Genomic DNA, 18,445 nt, shown 5'->3' on the forward strand with positions numbered 1-18,445 from the left:
ATGCGCATTTTCTTTCCCTACAAACCTTCGGAAAGGATCGGCGGGCCCACGGCCTTCGCCAATGCGTTCCTGCGCAACGCGCAGGACCTCGATCTCACGGCGGACATGCGGGAGGAGGTCGATGCGGCCCTGTTTTTCGTGCACATTCCCGAGGAGGCCGCGCGCCGCTATGACAGCCGGGGCATCCCCAAGATCCTGCGGCTGGACAACATCTACCATGACCCGGCCATCGACTACCCCGGTCTGAACGCGCCCATCTTCGAGGCCATCGACCGGGCCGACGCCGTCGTCTTCCAGTCGGAGTTCTCGCGCCGCTTCATCACTCATTACTACGGCAAGCCGGTGGACAAGCCGTGGGCCGTCATCCACAACGGTGTGGACAATCGGTTGTTCCGGCCCCGCCGGTCCACCTTCCGCCCGGACCGCGCGCGCCTGCTGTTCACCGGGGCCATCCATCCGCAGAAGCGGCTGCACGAGGCCCTGCGCCTGTTTCGCGCCTGGGACAGGCCCGGCTGGAAGCTCCTGGTCGCCGGTGGGCTGCTGCACTACCCGCCGTATCTGGTGGATGCGTTGCAGGACGAATACGGGGACGCGGTCCTGCAACCCCGGCCGAACGTGCATTTTCTGGGCAACCAGCCCCGGGCGCGGCTGCCCCGGCTCATGGCCGCGTCGCACATCTGCTTTTTCCCCAGCTACCGGGACTCCTGCCCCAACGCGGTCCTTGAGGCCCTGGCCAGCGGGCTGCCGGTGCTCTGTGAACGTTCCGGCGGCATTCCGGAACTGGTGGGGGACGGCGGCGTGGTGGTCGAAGGCGGCGCGGACGACCTGGAGCCGAGGCCCTACCAGACCGCCTGGCGCGAGATCGCCCGCCTGGACGAGGCCCGGTTCACCGAGGCCGTCATGGACATCGTGGATAATTACGACGAATACCGGCAACGCGCCCTGGACCGCGCCCGGGACCTGGATATCTCCCTGACCGTGCGCCGGTACGCCGAATTTTTCCGGGCCGTGCTGGGCGGCGCTGCCCAACCCATGGAGAAGGCGTCATGAGAGTGCTGCTGATCAAACCGCCCTGGGCGAGCCTGACCACCGGCACCGCCTCCTTCCCTATCGGCCTGGCTTACCTGGCCGGGGCCCTCAAGCGGTTGCCGGCCGACGTTGTCGAGGAAGTGGGCGTGTTCAACGCGGACTTCTGGGAGGGCCGACGGCCCGTGGACGAGTATGTCTTTATCGAGGGCGAACAGGTGCCGGACGCCGAGGAGCGCGCCTACGGCCTGCTCAGGCGGGTGATCGAGGAGTTCAGGCCCGACCTGGTGGGCATGACCCTGATGACCCCGGAATACGAGAATGGCAAGAAGTGCATGGCCCTCATCCGCGAGGCCGCGCCCGGCGTGCCCGTGGCCGTGGGCGGCGTGCACGTCACCCTGCTGCCGGGCGAAACCCTGATCGGCCTGGGCGCTGACTTCGCCGTCCCCGGCGAGGGCGAACGGGCCATGACCGATCTTGTCGCCGATTTGGCCGGCGGCGGCGACGGGTGCGGCATCCCCGGCGTGTGGGTCCGCGAGGGCTCCTCCGCGATTCCGCCCCTGACCATGCCGGAACCGTTGGCCATGGACGATCTGCCCCTGCCGGACTACGGCTCGGTCATCAACCCGCACGCCCAGCACTACAACAAGGCGATCATCGCCACGGCGCGCGGCTGCCCCGGCAAATGCACCTATTGCGCCACCAAGAATCTCTGGCCCGGCAAGGTGCGCTTCAGCTCGGTGGAGCGCGTCATGGCCGAGGTCCACCGGCTGCGCGACGAGCACAACGTGCGCGAGGTCCGGTTCGTGGACGATACCTTCACGGCCAGCCGCAAGCGCATCCTGGCTCTGTGCGACGAGCTGGAGAAGATGCCCGATTTCTTCTGGAGCGCGGACACCCAGGCCCGGCTGGTGGACGGGCCGCTGCTCGAGCGCATGATGCGCGCGGGCTGCCTGCAGCTGAACATGGGCGTGGAGAGCGGTTCGCCGCCCATCCGCGAGGCCATCCGCAAACCCGGCACTCTGGAGGAGACCATGGCCGCCGTGGATATGGCCGATTCCATGGGCCTGGGCGTGGTCGCCTACTTCATGATCGGCTTCCCCGGCGAGACCGAGGCGGACATCGAAAAGACCTACGACCTGCTGACCACCATCAAGGCGTACCCCATCGTCTCCCTGCTCACTCCGTACCCCGGCACCGCCCTGTACAAGGCGGCCGAGGACCGGCTGAAGGGGCTGAACGTCTCCTGGTCCGAGCTGTTCCACCACAGCCGGTTCCCCCTCAACCTGACCGAGGTGGAGCCCGAACCGTGGCTGGCCATCCAGCGGCGGTTCCACGACACGGTCAAGCGGCTGAGCGCGGCCTACGACATGGCTGCGCGCAAGGAACTGCTGCGCGCCCGGCGGCGGGAGGCGGCCCATGGCTGATCCGCGCCTGACCGTGCTCATGCCCGTGTACAACGGCGAACGTTTTCTGCAGCAGGCCCTGGACTCCATCCTGGCCCAGACCTGCGGCGATTTCCGGCTGTTCGTGTGCAACGACGGGTCCACCGACGGCACCGCCGAGATCCTGGCCCGGTGCGGCGATTCGCGCCTGCGGGTGTTCGAGCAGGAGAACCGGGGCGTGGTCGAAAGCCTCAACCGGATGCTCGAGGCCGCCGGGACCGAACTGGTGGCCCGCCACGACGCGGACGATGTCTCCCATCCCGAGCGGTTCGCCCGGCAGATAACCCATCTCGACGCCCATCCCGAGGTGGGGCTGCTCGGCACCTATGCCTGCAAGATATCCGAGGCCGGGGACGAGGTCGGCTGCATCACCCCCCACGTGGCCCACGAAGACATCGTTCGCTGCCTGCCGGACTACAACCAGTTCGTGCACGGCAGCGTGATGATGCGCCGGGCGGCGTGCGAGCGGGCGGGCGGGTACGCCTCGGTGTTCGTGCACGGCGAAGACTACGAGCTGTGGTTCCGCATGACCCGCGTGACCAGGGCGGGCAACCTGCCCGAGAAGCTCTACCGCTACCGGCTCCACGGCAGCCAGATACAGGCCCTCAGGACTGTGGAGCAGCAGCGCATCCGGGATTTCGTGGGCCGGTTTTCCATGGGCAACGCCTACGACGCGCTGATGGACGGCGGCCGCGGGGCCGGGCCGCGCAGCCTGTATCTCGTGGACGACCGGAGCGCGCTGCCCGAGCACGGCGTGGGGCTGGCGGTGGAGGATGCGGAGGCCATCGGCCTGCATCTGGACCGCGCGCTCGAATTGTATGAACCGGATGAGGTGGTCCTCTCCCCACGGCACGACGCCCGGTGTCTGGACCTGGTCAAAGACAGGACCGCGGCCCGTTCAAAGCATCCGGTGATCCGGGTGCAAACCGCTGGGCAGGCAGGGTAGGCATGAAGATATTATTCGTTTACACGCACATCAACGTGGACCACACCCTGGCCTATCCCTACGGCCTAGCCTCGATCATGGCCTATGCCCGGCGGCTGGGGCACGACATCGAACTGGCCTACCTGACCGACCTGGATGCGGGCCGCGCCGCCGCCGTGGAGCAGGCCAAGCGGTTCCGGCCCGACCTGGTGGCCTACAGCTCGGTCTCGTCCCAGTTCAGCTACGTCCAGGCCGTGGCCCGGGCGTTGCGGACGGTCTGCGACGCGCCCCACGTCTGCGGCGGCGTGCACGTCTCCCTGTGCCAGGACGAATTTCTCGGCGACGCCCCGTTCGACGCCATTGTCATCGGCGAGGGCGAGGAGCCCATGGCCGAGCTGCTGGCCTGCATGGAGAGGGGCGAGGCGTACACCGGCATCCGCAACATGTGGGTCAAGCTGGCCGACGGCACGGTGGTCCGAAACGGGCAGCGCCCGTTCATGCGCGATCTGGACGCGCTTCCCTTCCCGGAGCGCATCGGCTTCGACTACCAGCGCATCATCGACGCGGACTACGAGTCCGCCCGGTTCCTGTTCAGCCGGGGCTGCCCGTTCAAGTGCACCTACTGCTCCAACGACTCGCTGAGCAGGCTGGGCAGCGGGAAGTATTTCCGCCTGCGTTCCGTGGAGAACGCCCTGGCCGAGCTGGACGCGGTTCTGACCCACTATCAGGTCAAAAACGTGCTCTTCGACGACGACATCCTGCCGCTGGACAAGGAATGGTTCCACGAGTTCATCGGCGAGTATTCCCGCTGGATCGGCATGCCGTTTGCCTGCAACGTGCGCCCGGCCATCTGCGGGGCCGAGGAGTTCGCCATGATGAAGAAGGCGGGCTGCTTCGTCGTAGGCATGGGCGTGGAGTCCGGGGACGACACCTACCGCAACACCGTGCTCAAGCGCAGCTTCACCCGCGAGAAGCTGGTCAGCTCCATCCACGAGGCCCGCGAGGCCGGGCTGAACGTCAAGTCTTACAACCTGATCCGGCTGCCCGGGGAAACCCCGCGCATGTTCCTGGAGACCATGCGGGTCAACGCTCTGGCCGAGACCTCCTGGCGCAGCCTGAACACCTTTTATCCCTATAAGAACACGGTGCTCGGCGACTACGCCTACTCCGAAGGCCTGGTCCTCGGCGAGCAGGAGAACGTGCGCGAGCGGCGCGAGTCCATTCTTGACGACGGCGACTTTCCCAACGCCATTTTCGACCACCTGTCGAGCCGGTTCAGCCCCACAGTGGATCTGATGATCGAACAGAAGTCCTGGAACGAGATCGACCGCGAGAACGAGCGGGACGATCTGGCCGAGTACGTGGAGCAGGCCCGCGCCCTGAAGGACAAGCGGAACCGGGCGCACGACCTGATGACCGACGCGGTGCTGGAGGCGGTGTCCGTGGGCGGCCAGGTGGTCATCCTCGGCGATGACGTCCTGGTGGACGACGCGGCCGACCTCTGCGCCAAGCTCAAGGCCGAGGTCCTGGCGACGGCCACGGAACTCCCGGTCGACGGGGGCGTGCCCGCCTGCGTGGCGGAGAACCCCGGAGCCGTCGTCCTGGTGGCCGAACTGGCCGGGCAGGGCAGGTTCGGCGCATTGCTCGCCGGACAGGGGGTCGGGTTCACCGACGTCCTGCGCACCCTGCGCGACGCCCCGGCCGGACCGGGCGAGGTCAACCCCGAGATCACGGCGGTCATCTGCCGCACGGACGAGGAGACCTTCGAGGACTGCCTGGCGAGCCTTGAGCGGCAGACCATGCGTCCGGGCCGTATCGAGGTGGTCGACAACGTCACCCCCATGCACCGGGCCTTCAACCGGATGCTCGAACGGGCGACAACCAAATACTATCTCCACGTGGACGCGGACATGGTCCTCGCCCAGGACTGCGTGGAAACCCTGTACGACACCATGCGCGGGAACGAGGACTGCTTTCTGGCCCGCGCCTACCTCAAGGACGACCTGCTCGGCAGGATTCCGTTCGTGAAGCTCTTCGACCGGGAGCGCGTCGGCGACGTCCGCTATAAGGACACCATCGGCTGCGACCGCGACTTCGAGGGCCGGATCATGGACAAGGGACATGCGGCCGTCATCGTGGAGCGCGTCCTGGGCCGCCACATCTCGGGCCGCAGCGCCCGTGCCGTGTTCCTCAAGTACAAGCGGTCCATGGAGAAATGCCGCAGCCTCAACGACCCGGTGGAGGTATACACCAAGCCGTTCTTCGAGAACGCGGTCAAGCGTCGGCCCGCCATGGCTCTGTACGCCCTGGCCGGTTTCTTCTCAGGTATGCATTCGGCCGGTGACGAGTTCAGGGGCGAGCGTGACGGCGAGCGCGCCGACAAGTGGCTCGAAGCGGCCAGAGCGTGCCTGGACCACACGAAGACGGGCAAAAGCCTGTCCGCCGAGCAGGCCCGTTATTTTCGCGGAATCGGCATGCACCACATGGCCGTGGCCGGGTATGCCGCAGCCCTGAAGGACGGCGCGGTGACCGCCGAGGACGCGCGGTCCTACCTGGCGGAGCTTGACGCCGAGGCCCCAGAACTGGCCCCCCGCCTGGCCGAGGCTCTGGCCAACCACCCGGCGGAAGCCGAAGTCAACTAGAGGCCGTCCGATGAAGGTATTGTTCCTCAGCACCTACGACCTCCTCGGCGGGGCCTGTCGCGGCACCTACAAGCTGCTCACGGCTCTGCGCCGCATCGGCGTGGACGCCGTGGAATACGTGCAGGAGAAGTCCGGGGACAATCCGGCGGTCACGACCACCTCGAGCCCCTTGCTCCGGCACGCCGCGCCCCTGCGCCGTTATTTCGACCTGTTGCCGCTCAACCTCATCCATTCCCGGCGCGACCGCATCCCGTTCTCGCCGCACTGGGTGCCGGACCGCCTGGCCGGAGCGGTGCGGGCCATCGACCCGGACCTCATCCACCTGCATTGGGTCAGCGCGGGGTTCCTGCGCATCGAGACCCTGGCCAAATTCAGGAAGCCCATCGTCTGGACCTTCCGCGACATGTGGGCCATGACCGGCGGCTGCCACTACAACGGGGACTGCCGGAGGTTCGAGAACGGCTGCGGCGACTGCCCCGTCCTGCACAGCGGGCGCGAGCGCGACATGTCCCGCTGGATCCTGAACCGCAAGAAGAAAGCGTGGGCCGACGTGACCGTGCACGTGGCCGCCCCCAGCCGCTGGATCGGCGAGGAGGCCCGCCGCAGCGCACTGTTCCGCGACGCGGACGTGACCAATATCCCCAACGGCGTGGACCTGAACCATTTCCGGCCCATGGACAAGGACACGGCCCGCTCCGTCCTCGGGCTGCCCCGTGACAAGACTCTGCTCCTGTTCGGCGCCGCCCATGCCCTGGCCGACCGGCGCAAGGGCGTGCACCTGCTCCAGGAGGCGTTGCGGTCCATCGCCGCGAACCCGGCCTGCAAGGACGTGGAGTTGGTGGTGTTCGGTTCCTCCGAGCCTGCCCAGCCCGTGGATTTCGGGTTCCGGACCCACTATCTCGGGCGGCTGGAGGACAACCTGACGCTGTGCCTGGCCTACAATGCGGCGGATGTCTTCATCGCACCGTCCCTGCAGGAGAATATGGCCAACACCGTGCTCGAATCCCTGGCCTGCGGCGTGCCCGTGGCGGCCTTCGACGTCGGCGGCATGGGCGACATGGTGCGCACCGGGCGCAACGGCCTGCTCGTGCCGGAACCGACCGCCGAAGGACTGGCCGAGGGCATCCTCTCGCTGCTCGCCGACGGCGGCCTGGCCGAGCTCGGGCGCAACGGGCGCGTGGACGCCGAGGACCGCTTCGACATCCTCAAAGTGGCGCGGCAATATCTTGAATTGTATGAGGAAGTCGTAAAATGATTTTCACGGCGCACACGGCGTCGGGACGCATGCATCAGGGGCGTGCGCAGGGTTCAACCGAAGAATCGGCGAAACAGGAGCATTGGCTATGCACATAACATTCATTGGAAGCTCGACACTGGGACCCCTGTTCATCATGGGGCTGCTCAAGAAAAGCGGTTTTTCCTGCAACGGGATATACCAGGGCATCGACAGGACCTTGGGCGAAAAGCCCGCGAGCGGCTTCCACCGGTTTATCGCCATGGACGATCTCGTTGCGCAGCAACCCGATATCGTGGGCTTTTCCGCCAGCTCATTCGACATCGAAGACCAGTATCTCATGGCCGCCGAGGTGCGCAGACGGCTGCCGGAGGCCTTCATCCTGTTCGGCGGCGTGCACCCCACCCTGTGCCCGGAGGAGGTCATCGCCAAGTCGTTCGTCGACGCCGTATGCGTCGGCGAGGGCGAGTACCCGATGCTCGAGCTCTGCCAGGGCCTGGCCGAAAACAAGGCCATCACCGGCATAGAGAACCTGTGGGTCAAAGAGGACGGGACCGTGCACAGGAACCCCACCCGGGCCTGGGTCCAGGATCTCGACGCACTGCCCATGGACCGGACCGGCCTCCGCTACCTGGGGCTGTTCACCGGTCGGGGCTGCACCGGCAATTGCAGCTTCTGCTGCACGCCATCGCTGAAAAAGCAGGGGCACGGCAAGTACTACCGCAAGCGCAGCGTGGGGAACATCCTCGAAGAGATCGCGGGCATCGTGGAAATGGAGCTGAAAAACCTGCCTGAGTCCGCGCCCAGGCGGCTGGAGGACGTGCCGCCCATACGGATCAAGGACGACACCTTCCTCGCGGACAAGGGCTGGTTCCTGCAATACGCGGAGCAGTTCACCCAAACATTCCCCGGGCTGGGCTACATCTGCCAGGCCAGGGCGGACGAACTGGACGCCGAGGTGGTCCAGGCGCTCAAGGATTCCGGCTGCATGATGACCTCCCTGGGCATCGAGTGCGGCAACGAGCGGTTCCGGAACACCATCCTGAAGAAACGGGTCGGCAACGACGACATCAGGAAGGGGGTCGCCCTGCTCCAGGAAGCGGAGATTTCGGTTCTGGGCCAATGGATTCTGGGTTCGCCCGGCGAAACCGTGGAGCTCGCCATCGAGTCGCTGCAGTTCCACAAGGAGCTCGGGGACATACCCCAGGTTCACATCGCGACGCCGTTTCCGCACACCTACTTCGCCACCATTGCCGAGGAGATGGATATCTTCCGGAATCACCGGTCGTCGAAGAGCCTGTACGACCAGTTCGTCTTCCCGAAACGGGAGGAGGTGCCCCTGTTCAACATCATCTACAGGCTGTTCCCCATCTCCCGCATGACCGTGCCGGACGACTTCGTGGACATTTCCTTCAATGAACGCTCTGGCAACTACAAGAACGGCGCGATGCTGGCGGACATACTGCTGAAAGGAGTTTTCGATGCGGAGTAGCGAAGCTGAAATCGTCTTCGACAAGTACGAGAAGAAGGGCGCGTACCACTGGGACCTCTACAATGCAGAGGACCCGAACTATTACCAGGCCATCGTGGACCTGGTCGTGGACTGGGCCGGACCGGACCTCGAGGTCCTGGACATGGGCTGCGGCGACGGCCTGGTCGCCAACCGCCTCCACCGGGAACGCAACGCGACGGTCTGGGGCGTGGACACCAATGCGGAGGCTATCCGCCTCGCCCGGGACATGAACAGGGAGACGCCCAACGTTTTTCTGCTCCAGTCCGCCTACGATCCGCTCGACCGGTCCTTCGACCTCGTGCTGGTGGTGGATATCTTTGAACACGTCCGCGATCCGCTCCGGCTGCTGGACAATGTCGAGCGATCCGTGGCCCCCGGAGGCCGGGTCGTCGTTAGCACGCCGCTTTTCGAGGAGGGCAAGATCCAGGACAGCTACCACGTGAAGGAATACAGCGAGAAGGAGATCGACGCCTACTTCGGCGGCCGGTTCCGCAAGGTCAAATCGAAGATATTCCACTTTCACGAAATCAACTACGTGTCCATGTGGCAAAAGTAAGCGGGCGGGCCATGCACTTCTGTATTCCCATACAAGACAGGCCGGAAGGCGGGATGTTCACCTTCCTGCGTCTTTTCAGGAGGTTCCTGGAGAGCCGGGACATCCCCTGCGACGTGGAGCCCGACGGCTCCCAGGACGTGCTGTTCCTCAACTCCTTCGCGACGCCCGTCGAGGAGGTCAGGGGGCTGATCGCCCGGCTGCCCAGCGCCCTGGTGGTCCACCGCATCGACGGCTCCACGCGGGATTATGGGAACTACGAGGTGGGAGACGAGCGGCAGAGGGAGATCAACACCCTCGCCGACCTGACCATTTTCCAGAGCGAATACTCCCGCTATTCGACCGTGCTGAAGTACCCGATCATCGGCAACGACGGCCCCATCGTCTACAACGCGACGGACTGCGGCCTGTTCAAGCCGGCCGCATCCCCGCCCGCCATGGGGCCGGTGCGGGTGTGCGTGACCAGCTTCAGCACGAACCCGCGAAAGGGGACCGGCGACATCGGCGCGCTGGCGGCGGACAATTCCGATGTCGAATTCGTGCTCTGCGGACGGTTCCCGAACCGGACGGACCTGCCCAACGTCCGCTACATGGGGCTGGTCCCCAACCACGAACTGCCCGGGGTCCTGGGCGGCTGCCATGTGTACATGCACCTGGCGGAGAACGACCCCTGTCCCAATGTTGTCATCGAGGCGCTTTCCACCGGCCTTCCCGTGCTGTACCGGGACAGCGGCGGCACGCCGGAACTCGTCGGGGACTGCGGCTGCGCGGTCACCGCAAAGACCTTCCGGACGCAACTCGACAAGGTCGTGTCCAGCCTGGAGGAGATGCGGGCCATGGCGCGGGCGCGGGCGTTGTCCCACTTCGATTACGAAAAGAATTTCCAGGCGTATCTGGACCATATCGGCGAAGCGCTGCAAGGCGGAAAGCGGTAGCATCATGTCCACCAACATCTTCAGCAGCATAATACGCCCGCAGGGCGTCGTGGACCTCCACCCCATCCTGCGCTTCAGGATAAAGAGCATGGTGGCCTTCGCCGTCTCCGACGACGGCTGGTGCTACATGTCCGGCAAGCCGCTGCGGGACACGCTGTACTGCTGGAACATGCGGACGGACGCCTTCCGGGAGTTGAAGATACCCGGTTCCGAAATCCGGTACATGCGCGCCGCCGGGCGGGAGGTGTACTATACGGACGCCCGCAGGGGCGAGCTTTGCCTCGTCTCTCATGGCGGAGAACACGAAACCAGGGTGTCGGGACTTGCCAACCCCGCCGGATTCTGCTTCGACGGGCCGGATTGCTATGTCGCCGAATACGCCGACAACAGCATAGCCCGCGTCCGGGACGGTGAGATCGTCGAACGGTTCGCCCCAGGCGAAATCTACCATCCCGTAGGCATCGCCAAGGTCGGCGACCGTTTGTATGTCGCCAATTCGGGCAACGGGAAGATCCTCGAACTCGACGCGGGGGGCATTCCCCTGGGGGCGTACGGGTCCCACGGCCCCGGGGACACGCAGTTCAACTACCCGCACAGCGTCCTCGAGCTCCCCGGCCGCATGCTGGCCGTGAGCGATTCGTCGAACAAGTGCGTAAAGATCCTGGGCCCCAACCTGGCCTTTCGGTCCTCTTCGTACGGAGCGGACGGTCGCTACATGGAATGCCCCCAAAACATGGCCCTGGCCGGAGGTCGGCTCCTTGTGTGCTGCTCCCACAGCATGAGGATATTCCAATATGAGCTGTGGTCCGGGAAATTTTAATCGCTGCATCGCTGGAGAAGAGGCGTGTCGAAACCGCATGTGACGGCCATAATCCCCGCTCGGGGAGGATCCAAGGGGGTCCACAGGAAGAACCTGGCGCTGGTCGACGGACGCCCCCTGATCGAGTATTCCATCCGGGCCGCGCGCGGGGCCGCGCTCATCGACACCGTGGCGGTATCCACGGATGACGAGGAGATCCGGGATGTGGCGACCTCGCTGGGGGCCCTTGTCCCCGGACTTCGGCCCAAGGCGCTCGCCGGCGACACCGCCCTGATCGGCAGCGCCATCGACTACACGCTGGGGCGGCTGCTCGATATCGGGATCGTCACGGACATAGTGGTTTCGCTGTACCCGACCAGCCCGTTCCGGCCGCCCGGAATGATCGATTTTCTCGTCTCCAGGCTTCTGGGCGGATGTTCGCCGACCTTCACCGCGAAAAGCGAGATGTTTCCTCGGGAGTTCTGCGTCATCGATTCGTCGGGCCGGATCCGACCGCTGCCCGGCGGGACGCCGAGCGACCTGACGGGCGACGCCGTCGCGTACAAGAGCACGACAGGGCTCTTCGTCGGCTACAACTGCCGGACGGTGAGTTCCAACACGCCGTATATCCATACCGTCGACAACCCGGTCGCCAATATCGACATCGACACCTATGAGGATCTGGCCCTGGCCAACAGCGTCGCCGGATCGTGCCGGATCAACGAGGTGTGGTTCCCATGAAGGCCCTGATCCCCTGTTTTAGAAGCAGCTATATCCCGTTCGTGGGGGGGGAAACCCTCCTCGGGCATCTGGAGCGCCTCGCGGCCGTCGTCCTCGAAGCGGAGAACATCGACGGGGTCATCGTGGCCAGCGACGACGGGGCGTTGCGCGAGCGGCTCAGGAAGAGACGTGTATCCGACGTTCTCCCCGCCGAGAGCCCGGACGACGAAGGGCGGTCCATGCTGCCTCCCGGCTCCGCCTCCGCGCTGCGGGCCTTTCTTGCCGTCCATGGCAATGAAAGGGTGCTTGTGGCGAACTGGAACCTCATCGGGGTCACGCCGGCGTTCGTCGACCGCATGGCGCGCGAAGTCGAAGCCAGGGACGCGACTGTCTGCGGTGTGCTGTCCGAAAAGGGCAACCCCTGCCGCTACAACCTGTATCGGCGTCTGACGGACATGGACGTGGTGCTGCGGCTGCAACCGGCAAATGATTCCTCCGCACGGGTCTCGGCCCCGGTCCACTGGGACAACCCGGAGGACATCTCCTCCATCCGGTTCTCGTGCAAGGTTGTGTCCGCGTGCGCGTCCTGTCCCGAGCCCCGGCCGGGGTTCGGGCCCATCGGGCTGCGCGCGGCCCGGGAGGCGTCCAGCGTCTCGTTCCTGTTCGACCCGTCGCATGTGGACGGGGCGGTGGATTCGGTGAACCTCTTCGGGTCGCGCACGGTACTGACGGATCGGGGGCCGTCCCGGTCCCGGGTATTGAAAATCAGCGAAGGGGATTTTTCGGACGCGGACTTCCTGCTGGTCGTCCCCTTTGACGGGAGCGGGTTCATTCCCGGCGCGAAGCGAACGGTAAAGCCGCTGAAGGGGCGGGAGACCCTGGTCGAGGTCGCCGCCCCGCAGTGCAGCGGCGTGGCCATCCTGTCCGGCAACAACATCAGCGACGGAATCTATCACAGCAAGACGCACTTCCCGGCCATAGACGGCGTGCTCCGCTGGGAAGGGAACAACGCGTACAACTGCAAGACCGGCAAGCTCGTACACGGTCGCCAGGAATTCCCGGACATCTTCTCCGCCATGGGCGTTTTCTCCGGCGGTTACGCCTCTGATTTGGCTGAGGGGGTGACCCTCGAGGACGGCCCGTACGGGGTGCCGCTCCCGGAGGGGATATCCCTTATCAGGACCCAGCTGGACCTGATCGGAGAACGTATGGACTGCGGGCTGGAGCCGGCGGCCGCCGCCTCAATGGTCGACGACGCCTGCCTGGAGAATCCCGTCCCGCCGTCCTTGTTGCGGGAGGATGCCGCGCTTGAGGGCAAGCTGTTCGCGTTCGACTTTCTCATCAACAAGACCAACGACACCCACCTCGGCGGCAACATGGCGGAATTCAATGAACTGCGATATCTTCGCGACGCAGTGAACGCGGAACTGGTCAATGCGCGGATCAATGCGCTCAGAGCGAAACAGGAGCCGGGCCGTTGCAACGGCCGACAGCGAGGCGATTAATTCATGATGAAGCGTGATTCGAAAATATACGTTGCCGGACACAGGGGCCTGGTCGGGGCCGCGCTGGTGCGCAGGCTGGAGGCCGAGGGGTGCGGCGACATTCTGAAGCGGACCCATGCCGAGCTGGACCTGACGAACCAGGCCGCCGTGCGGCGGTTCTTCGCAGACGAGCGGCCGGAGTACGTATTTCTGGCGGCGGCAAAGGTCGGGGGCATCCACGCGAACAACACATATCCGGCGGACTTCATCCGGGACAACCTGCTGATCCAGACCAACGTCATCGACGCCGCCTTTGCCAACGGCGCGCGCAAGCTCATGTTTCTCGGCTCCTCGTGCATCTACCCCAGGGACGCGGTACAGCCGATCGTCGAAAGCGCGTTGCTTTCCGGGCCGCTTGAGCCCACCAACAAGGCATACGCCGTGGCCAAGATCGCGGGCATCACGCACTGCCAGGCCCTGCGCAGGCAGTACGGGTTCGACGCCATCAGCGTCATGCCGACCAATCTCTACGGTCCGGGCGACAACTTCCACCCCGAGAATTCCCACGTCATCCCCGGCCTGATTCGCCGTTTCCATGAGGCCAAGGTCAACGCGGCTCCCGAGGTCGAGGTCTGGGGGACGGGCAGGGCCACGCGGGAGTTTCTGCACGTGGACGACCTGGCCGACGCCCTGGTTTTCCTCATGGGCGGCTATTCCGACGCGGAACTCGTGAACATCGGCTCGGGCCGGGAAATGACCATCGCGGAATTGGTGGAGCGGATCGCCGAGGTCGTGGGCTACGTCGGGAAGGTCCGTTTCGGCTCGGCGGACATGGACGGCACCCCGCGCAAGGCGCTGGACGTCTCCCGGATTACGGCCATGGGCTGGAAGCCCTCCATAGATTTCCGGGAAGGGCTGGCCGCGACCTACCGGTGGTTTCTGGACAACGTCTGCGGAGAGGGAGAGTGAGCGCCATGCGGCACAAAAAGGTTTCCGTGATCGTCCCGACCTACAACCAGGCCGAGTATCTCGGCGCATGTCTGGATTCCATCTGGTTCCAGGATTACCCCGAGCTCGAGATCGTGGTGGTGGCCGATCCGTCGCCCGACGATACGTCCGCCGTGCTCGCCGAGTTCGCCGCGGGCATCGAGCGGGACATGGTCTCCTACGCCTCCAAGGCCGAGGCGGACGGCTCGGTCAGCCGCACGCAAGAGCGGCGCTACCGCGGCGAGGGCAGAGAACTGGTCGTCATCGAAAACCCGGAGCGGTTGGGCCACACGCCTTCGTACAACCTGGGCTTTAAGACGGCCACCGGGGAGTACGGCACCTACGTGGCCTCGGACGACATCTGCCACCCGCAGATGATCTCCACCCTGGCCTCGGCCCTCGAGGAGCGGGACGTGGATTTCGCCTATTCGGACATGTTCATCGTGGACGACGCCATGCGCATCCTGCGGGAATTCCGGCTGCCGGACTACAGCTTCGAAGCCAGTTTCTGCGATTGGTACCTCTGCGGCGTGTCCAAGCTGTACAAGCTCGCCCTGCACGACCGGTACGGCCTGTACGACGAGGCCTACACGGCCAACGACCACGAGTGCTACCTGCGCTTCGCCATGAACGGCGTCCGCTTCCACCATGTGCCCAAGGTCCTCTATTCCGTCCGGAGCCATGACCAGCGGACCAAGGACGTCCACTCGTCCGCAGGCATGGACAAGCTCTTCGCCGAATCCCGCAAACTGGTCGAAACGGCCCGAGCCTTCGCCCGAAGTCGCAAATCCGCCGCCGGAGATTCGTGATGCGCTATTTGAAACGACTGCTGGATGCCTACGGGATCCGCGGGGACGTCGCCGAGATCGGCTATTTCCACGGCGAAGGCAGCACCGAGATCCTGCTCGATCACGTCGCGGAGCACGGCGGGAACTTCTATTCCATGGATATCTTCCCGGACGACGCCTACTATCAAAAGGCGCTCGAACAACTGAAGGCGCCCAACTGCCATGTACTCAAGGGGTCCAGCGTGACGGCCGGCGAGGCGTGGCCGGGCGGCAAGCTCGACTTCCTGTTCGTGGACGGTGATCACGGTTTCCCCCGCATCGGCCCGGACGGGGCGCAGTCGGGCATAGCTCTGGACGTGCTGGCCTGGCACCGCCACCTCAACGTCGGCGGCCTTATGGTCTTTCACGACTACACCGGCACGGAAGCGGAGTACGGCGAGGCGGGCGTCATGGCCGTGGAGCACGCCGTGGATAGCCTGATGCGGGAGCCCCTGTACTCCTTCGTCGGGCGGGAGTCCGTGCTGATGGCCTTTCGCAAGGAGCGCGAGGGCGTGCTCCTGCCCCGGTGGAACCAGAAGCGCCCGGCTCCCGAATACGCGGACGCCTGGGCGTCCCTGAACGAGCGGACCGGCGACCTGGGCGAATTCTTGATCTACGGCTCGGGCTCGGCGGGCAAGCAGGTTCTGGACTGCATCCGGGAGGTCTGGGGCAAGGACGTGCCCGTGGCCTTCACCAATTCCACGGCCACGGAGCCGGGCAGCGCCTTCGGGTGTCCGCTCGTTCCCTTTGCCGGGGTCCGGGACTTTCCCGGCACGGTGGTCATCGCCTCGGTCCACGAGGAGGCCATGGCCGGGGCCCTTGAGACCCTGGGCAAGGAACGGCTCAAGGACTTCTACCGCTACTATGAGTTCGTGGGTTGGGTCCACGTGGGTCGCTACGGGTGCCCCGACGGACCCAGGTAGCCCGCGCGGCAGGGGATGCAAAACGCGGCGAAAGCCCGTATCCTCCGCCCATGCGCTTCACCCACCCCGAGCCCGCTCCCGCCTCCGTCCGTATCTGGCCGGTCTTTCTGCCGTTCGCGGGCTGTCCGTACCGCTGCGTGTTCTGCGCCCAGGACAAGCAGACCGGGCGGGACCATGCGGACCTGGCAGTCATCCTCGACACCCTGGAAGGCGATCTTCATAGCGCGCTTGAGCGGGGGCGCGGTCCCTATGAGCTGGCCTTTTACGGCGGCACGTTCACGGCGTTGCCCAAGCCGTGGCCCGAGCGCTTTCTTGATCTCGCGGCGCGTTTCCGGGAACGCGGTCTGATTACGCGCGTGCGCTGCTCCACCCGGCCGGATTGCGTGGCCCCGGACGGCCTAACGCGTCTGTCCTCCTTCGGCCTGGACATGGTCGAGCTGGGCATCCAATCCTTTGACGACGAGGCGTTGCGCGCCTCCGGGCGGGGATATTCGGGCGAGACCGCCCTGGCCGCCTGTGACATGGTGCGCGATTCCGGGCTTGGCCTGGGCATCCAGCTTTTGCCCGGCCTGCCCGGCGACCGGCCCGGCCTGTTCCAGGCCGACGTGCGTACTGCCGCCGCTCTTTCGCCCGAGACGGCCCGGCTCTATCCCTGTCTGGTGGTTCGGGGCACGCCCCTGGCCGACCTGTGGGAGCGGGGCGGCTATGTTCCGTGGACCACGGACCGCGCGGTGCGCGAACTGGCCGAGGCCCTGCCCGTGCTCTGGGCAAAAGGAGTCCGGGTCATCCGCCTGGGGCTGGCACCGGAGCCGACCCTGGATGAAAATATCCTGGCCGGGCCGCATCATCCCGCGCTGGGCCAATCCGCCCGCGCCCTGGCCCTGTTCGAAGTCGTCAAGGGCAAGGTCCGGGAACTGGGCCAGCGCCCGTCCCTGCTCGAAGTGCCGCGCCGCTACTCGGGCGAGTTCTTCGGCCACGCCCGCGAGTTGGCCCCGGCCTATTTCGAACTGGGGTTCATCGAGGGGACGATCCGTTTCGCGGAAGCGGAAGTGTTCTCCCTGAAATAATACCGCCCGCCATCAAGGTCCGCAGCCGAATCACGGCGCGCATTCCGGCGTGAAATGCGGTTTTGCGGGCCCGGCGAACGGCAGGGGCGGCCGCCAGGGGTTTTGCCGGTTTTCCTTTACCCCGGTCGCAAAACATACTACGAAATATTCTCAGCCCGTGCGCGGGCACTTCACCGCAGACATTGAACCGAAAGCAGGGGAGACGAATTAACCGAAATGGTTGAACTCGTTCGCGCGGCCAGAGCCGCGACCATGATACCCGGCGCGCCCGTCATCCAAGACGCCGCCATCCTCGTCGAACAGGGGATCATCAGGGAAGTCGGCACCTTCGATTCCCTGCGTAAGGTCCATACCGGCGGCGTCCTCGATCTCGGGGACGTTTTTCTGTGTCCCGGCCTGGTCAACGCCCATTCCCATCTCGAACTGGCCCACCTGCGCGGCAAGTGCCCCGCGGGCCAGGGGTTCGTCACCTGGGTGGAAGACCTGCTCAAACAGCCCATCTTCGATCTCGAACCGGACCTGCTCGATCAGGCCGTCGACGAGCTCAAGCGAACCGGCACCGTCATGGTCGGGGACATCGCCACCCGTTTCGCCAAGGAGATGGCCGGAATGCTCGAAGCATCCGGCCTTTTTTTCGCGGTCTTCTGCGAGGCCATCGGCGAGACCGTGCCCAAGCGGACCTTCATCCCGTCCGGCGAGTTCGAGGCGGGCTTCATCTCCGTGGCCGGGCACTCGCTCTACACCACCCACCGCGACGTGCTCCGGGCGGCCAAGGCCGAGTCGCGCGAAAAGGGGCTGCCCTTTTCCCTGCACCTGGCCGAGCACGACGACGAGGCGGCCATCATGGCGGGCCGGCCGAGCGCCTTTCTGGATCTGCTCCAGGCACGCGGGCGTCTGCTCGATTTCGAGCCGCCGGGCAAGCGCCCGGTGGAGCAGGCCGCCACGCTCGGCCTGCTGGACGAGACCACCCTGGCCGTGCACTGCGTCAAGGTCACGAGTGATGACATCGACACCGTGCGCCAATCCGGCGCCACGGTCTGCCTGTGCCCCCGCTCCAACGAGTTCATCGGCGTGGGCCGCGCCCCGTGGGAGCAGTGGTTCGCCTCGGGCACGCCCCTGTGCCTGGGCACCGACTCCCTGGCCTCGAACACCGACCTCGACCTGTGGAACGAGGCCCAGTACCTCAAGGAAAATTTCAACGGCGGGCTGTCCCTTGACGACGTGCTCGCCATGGTGACCCGCAACCCGGCGCGCATCCTGGGCGCGGGCAACACCCTCGGCACGCTGGAGCCGGGCAAGGCCGCGGCCTTCGCCCGGGTTCCGGAGACTCTGCAAGCGTTATTCTAGGATGCCGGAGGAAAGAAA

The 18,445-nt window shown here is 65.6% G+C and carries 16 protein-coding genes; all 16 read left to right on the forward strand.

The features are described 5' to 3' along the window. The gene (locus tag ACR42D_RS00690) at positions 1 to 1,050 is read left to right on the forward strand and encodes a glycosyltransferase family 4 protein (protein WP_484564954.1); all 1,050 of its coding nucleotides are present in this window, start codon (positions 1 to 3) and stop codon (positions 1,048 to 1,050) included. Further along, a complete protein-coding gene (locus ACR42D_RS00695; protein ID WP_484564955.1) occupies positions 1,047 to 2,453 on the forward strand; it encodes a B12-binding domain-containing radical SAM protein in 1,407 nt (468 codons plus the stop codon). Before ACR42D_RS00690 ends, ACR42D_RS00695 begins: the two co-directional genes overlap by 4 nt. After that, positions 2,446 to 3,417, forward strand: coding sequence for a glycosyltransferase family 2 protein (locus tag ACR42D_RS00700; protein ID WP_484564956.1), 972 nt, complete (start codon positions 2,446 to 2,448; stop codon positions 3,415 to 3,417). The genes ACR42D_RS00695 and ACR42D_RS00700 overlap by 8 nt, the downstream gene beginning before the upstream one ends. 2 nt (positions 3,418 to 3,419) lie before the next feature. Beyond that, the gene (locus ACR42D_RS00705) at positions 3,420 to 6,038 is read left to right on the forward strand and encodes a radical SAM protein (protein ID WP_484564957.1); all 2,619 of its coding nucleotides are present in this window, start codon (positions 3,420 to 3,422) and stop codon (positions 6,036 to 6,038) included. A 10-nt stretch (positions 6,039 to 6,048) separates the two neighbouring features. Then, positions 6,049 to 7,293: a glycosyltransferase family 4 protein gene (locus tag ACR42D_RS00710; RefSeq protein WP_484564958.1), complete on the forward strand. Its 1,245-nt coding sequence runs from the start codon at positions 6,049 to 6,051 to the stop codon at positions 7,291 to 7,293. Positions 7,294 to 7,381: 88 nt separating this feature from the next. Further along, the gene (locus ACR42D_RS00715; protein ID WP_484564959.1) at positions 7,382 to 8,764 is read left to right on the forward strand and encodes a B12-binding domain-containing radical SAM protein; all 1,383 of its coding nucleotides are present in this window, start codon (positions 7,382 to 7,384) and stop codon (positions 8,762 to 8,764) included. Then, positions 8,754 to 9,341 carry a class I SAM-dependent methyltransferase gene (locus tag ACR42D_RS00720; protein ID WP_484564960.1) on the forward strand — a complete coding sequence of 196 codons (588 nt, stop codon included), beginning with the start codon at positions 8,754 to 8,756 and terminating at the stop codon, positions 9,339 to 9,341. Before ACR42D_RS00715 ends, ACR42D_RS00720 begins: the two co-directional genes overlap by 11 nt. A 53-nt stretch (positions 9,342 to 9,394) precedes the next feature. After that, the gene (locus tag ACR42D_RS00725) at positions 9,395 to 10,273 is read left to right on the forward strand and encodes a glycosyltransferase family 4 protein (protein WP_484564961.1); all 879 of its coding nucleotides are present in this window, start codon (positions 9,395 to 9,397) and stop codon (positions 10,271 to 10,273) included. 4 nt (positions 10,274 to 10,277) lie between these two features. Further along, a complete protein-coding gene (locus ACR42D_RS00730; protein ID WP_484564962.1) occupies positions 10,278 to 11,093 on the forward strand; it encodes an NHL repeat-containing protein in 816 nt (271 codons plus the stop codon). A gap of 24 nt (positions 11,094 to 11,117) precedes the next feature. Beyond that, positions 11,118 to 11,813: an acylneuraminate cytidylyltransferase family protein gene (locus ACR42D_RS00735; protein ID WP_484564963.1), complete on the forward strand. Its 696-nt coding sequence runs from the start codon at positions 11,118 to 11,120 to the stop codon at positions 11,811 to 11,813. Continuing rightward, positions 11,801 to 13,297 (forward strand): hypothetical protein, encoded by a 1,497-nt coding sequence (locus tag ACR42D_RS00740; protein WP_484564964.1) that lies wholly within the window; start codon positions 11,801 to 11,803, stop codon positions 13,295 to 13,297. Before ACR42D_RS00735 ends, ACR42D_RS00740 begins: the two co-directional genes overlap by 13 nt. Positions 13,298 to 13,303: 6 nt before the next feature. Then, a complete protein-coding gene (locus ACR42D_RS00745; RefSeq protein WP_484568428.1) occupies positions 13,304 to 14,245 on the forward strand; it encodes a GDP-L-fucose synthase family protein in 942 nt (313 codons plus the stop codon). A 5-nt stretch (positions 14,246 to 14,250) separates the two neighbouring features. Then, positions 14,251 to 15,072: a glycosyltransferase family 2 protein gene (locus ACR42D_RS00750; protein WP_484564965.1), complete on the forward strand. Its 822-nt coding sequence runs from the start codon at positions 14,251 to 14,253 to the stop codon at positions 15,070 to 15,072. Then, the gene (locus tag ACR42D_RS00755; RefSeq protein ID WP_484564966.1) at positions 15,072 to 16,013 is read left to right on the forward strand and encodes a class I SAM-dependent methyltransferase; all 942 of its coding nucleotides are present in this window, start codon (positions 15,072 to 15,074) and stop codon (positions 16,011 to 16,013) included. The genes ACR42D_RS00750 and ACR42D_RS00755 overlap by 1 nt, the downstream gene beginning before the upstream one ends. 50 nt (positions 16,014 to 16,063) lie before the next feature. Beyond that, on the forward strand, positions 16,064 to 17,080 hold the full coding sequence (locus ACR42D_RS00760) for an elongator complex protein 3 (RefSeq protein ID WP_484564967.1): 1,017 nt from the start codon (positions 16,064 to 16,066) through the stop codon (positions 17,078 to 17,080). A 216-nt stretch (positions 17,081 to 17,296) separates the two neighbouring features. Next, positions 17,297 to 18,427, forward strand: coding sequence for an amidohydrolase family protein (locus ACR42D_RS00765; protein ID WP_484564968.1), 1,131 nt, complete (start codon positions 17,297 to 17,299; stop codon positions 18,425 to 18,427). Positions 18,428 to 18,445: the final 18 nt, after the last annotated feature.

The sequence above is a fragment of the Pseudodesulfovibrio sp. lm2024 genome, from assembly GCF_051175575.1.
In the GTDB taxonomy this organism is placed as follows: Bacteria; Desulfobacterota; Desulfovibrionia; order Desulfovibrionales; family Desulfovibrionaceae; genus Pseudodesulfovibrio; species Pseudodesulfovibrio caledoniensis.

Excerpts from the sequence above, each read along its gene's own strand:
- ACR42D_RS00745 (WP_484568428.1), top strand. The coding sequence starts at position 13,304 with ATGAAGCGTGATTCGAAAATATACGTTGCCGGACACAGGGGCCTGGTC.
- ACR42D_RS00695 (WP_484564955.1), top strand. The coding sequence starts at position 1,047 with ATGAGAGTGCTGCTGATCAAACCGCCCTGGGCGAGCCTGACCACCGGC.
- ACR42D_RS00765 (WP_484564968.1), top strand. The coding sequence starts at position 17,297 with ATGGTTGAACTCGTTCGCGCGGCCAGAGCCGCGACCATGATACCCGGC.
- ACR42D_RS00720 (WP_484564960.1), top strand. The coding sequence starts at position 8,754 with ATGCGGAGTAGCGAAGCTGAAATCGTCTTCGACAAGTACGAGAAGAAG.
- ACR42D_RS00725 (WP_484564961.1), top strand. The coding sequence starts at position 9,395 with ATGTTCACCTTCCTGCGTCTTTTCAGGAGGTTCCTGGAGAGCCGGGAC.
- ACR42D_RS00730 (WP_484564962.1), top strand. The coding sequence starts at position 10,278 with ATGTCCACCAACATCTTCAGCAGCATAATACGCCCGCAGGGCGTCGTG.
- ACR42D_RS00705 (WP_484564957.1), top strand. The coding sequence starts at position 3,420 with ATGAAGATATTATTCGTTTACACGCACATCAACGTGGACCACACCCTG.
- ACR42D_RS00755 (WP_484564966.1), top strand. The coding sequence starts at position 15,072 with ATGCGCTATTTGAAACGACTGCTGGATGCCTACGGGATCCGCGGGGAC.
- ACR42D_RS00690 (WP_484564954.1), top strand. The coding sequence starts at position 1 with ATGCGCATTTTCTTTCCCTACAAACCTTCGGAAAGGATCGGCGGGCCC.
- ACR42D_RS00750 (WP_484564965.1), top strand. The coding sequence starts at position 14,251 with ATGCGGCACAAAAAGGTTTCCGTGATCGTCCCGACCTACAACCAGGCC.
- ACR42D_RS00715 (WP_484564959.1), top strand. The coding sequence starts at position 7,382 with ATGCACATAACATTCATTGGAAGCTCGACACTGGGACCCCTGTTCATC.
- ACR42D_RS00700 (WP_484564956.1), top strand. The coding sequence starts at position 2,446 with ATGGCTGATCCGCGCCTGACCGTGCTCATGCCCGTGTACAACGGCGAA.
- ACR42D_RS00710 (WP_484564958.1), top strand. The coding sequence starts at position 6,049 with ATGAAGGTATTGTTCCTCAGCACCTACGACCTCCTCGGCGGGGCCTGT.
- ACR42D_RS00760 (WP_484564967.1), top strand. The coding sequence starts at position 16,064 with ATGCGCTTCACCCACCCCGAGCCCGCTCCCGCCTCCGTCCGTATCTGG.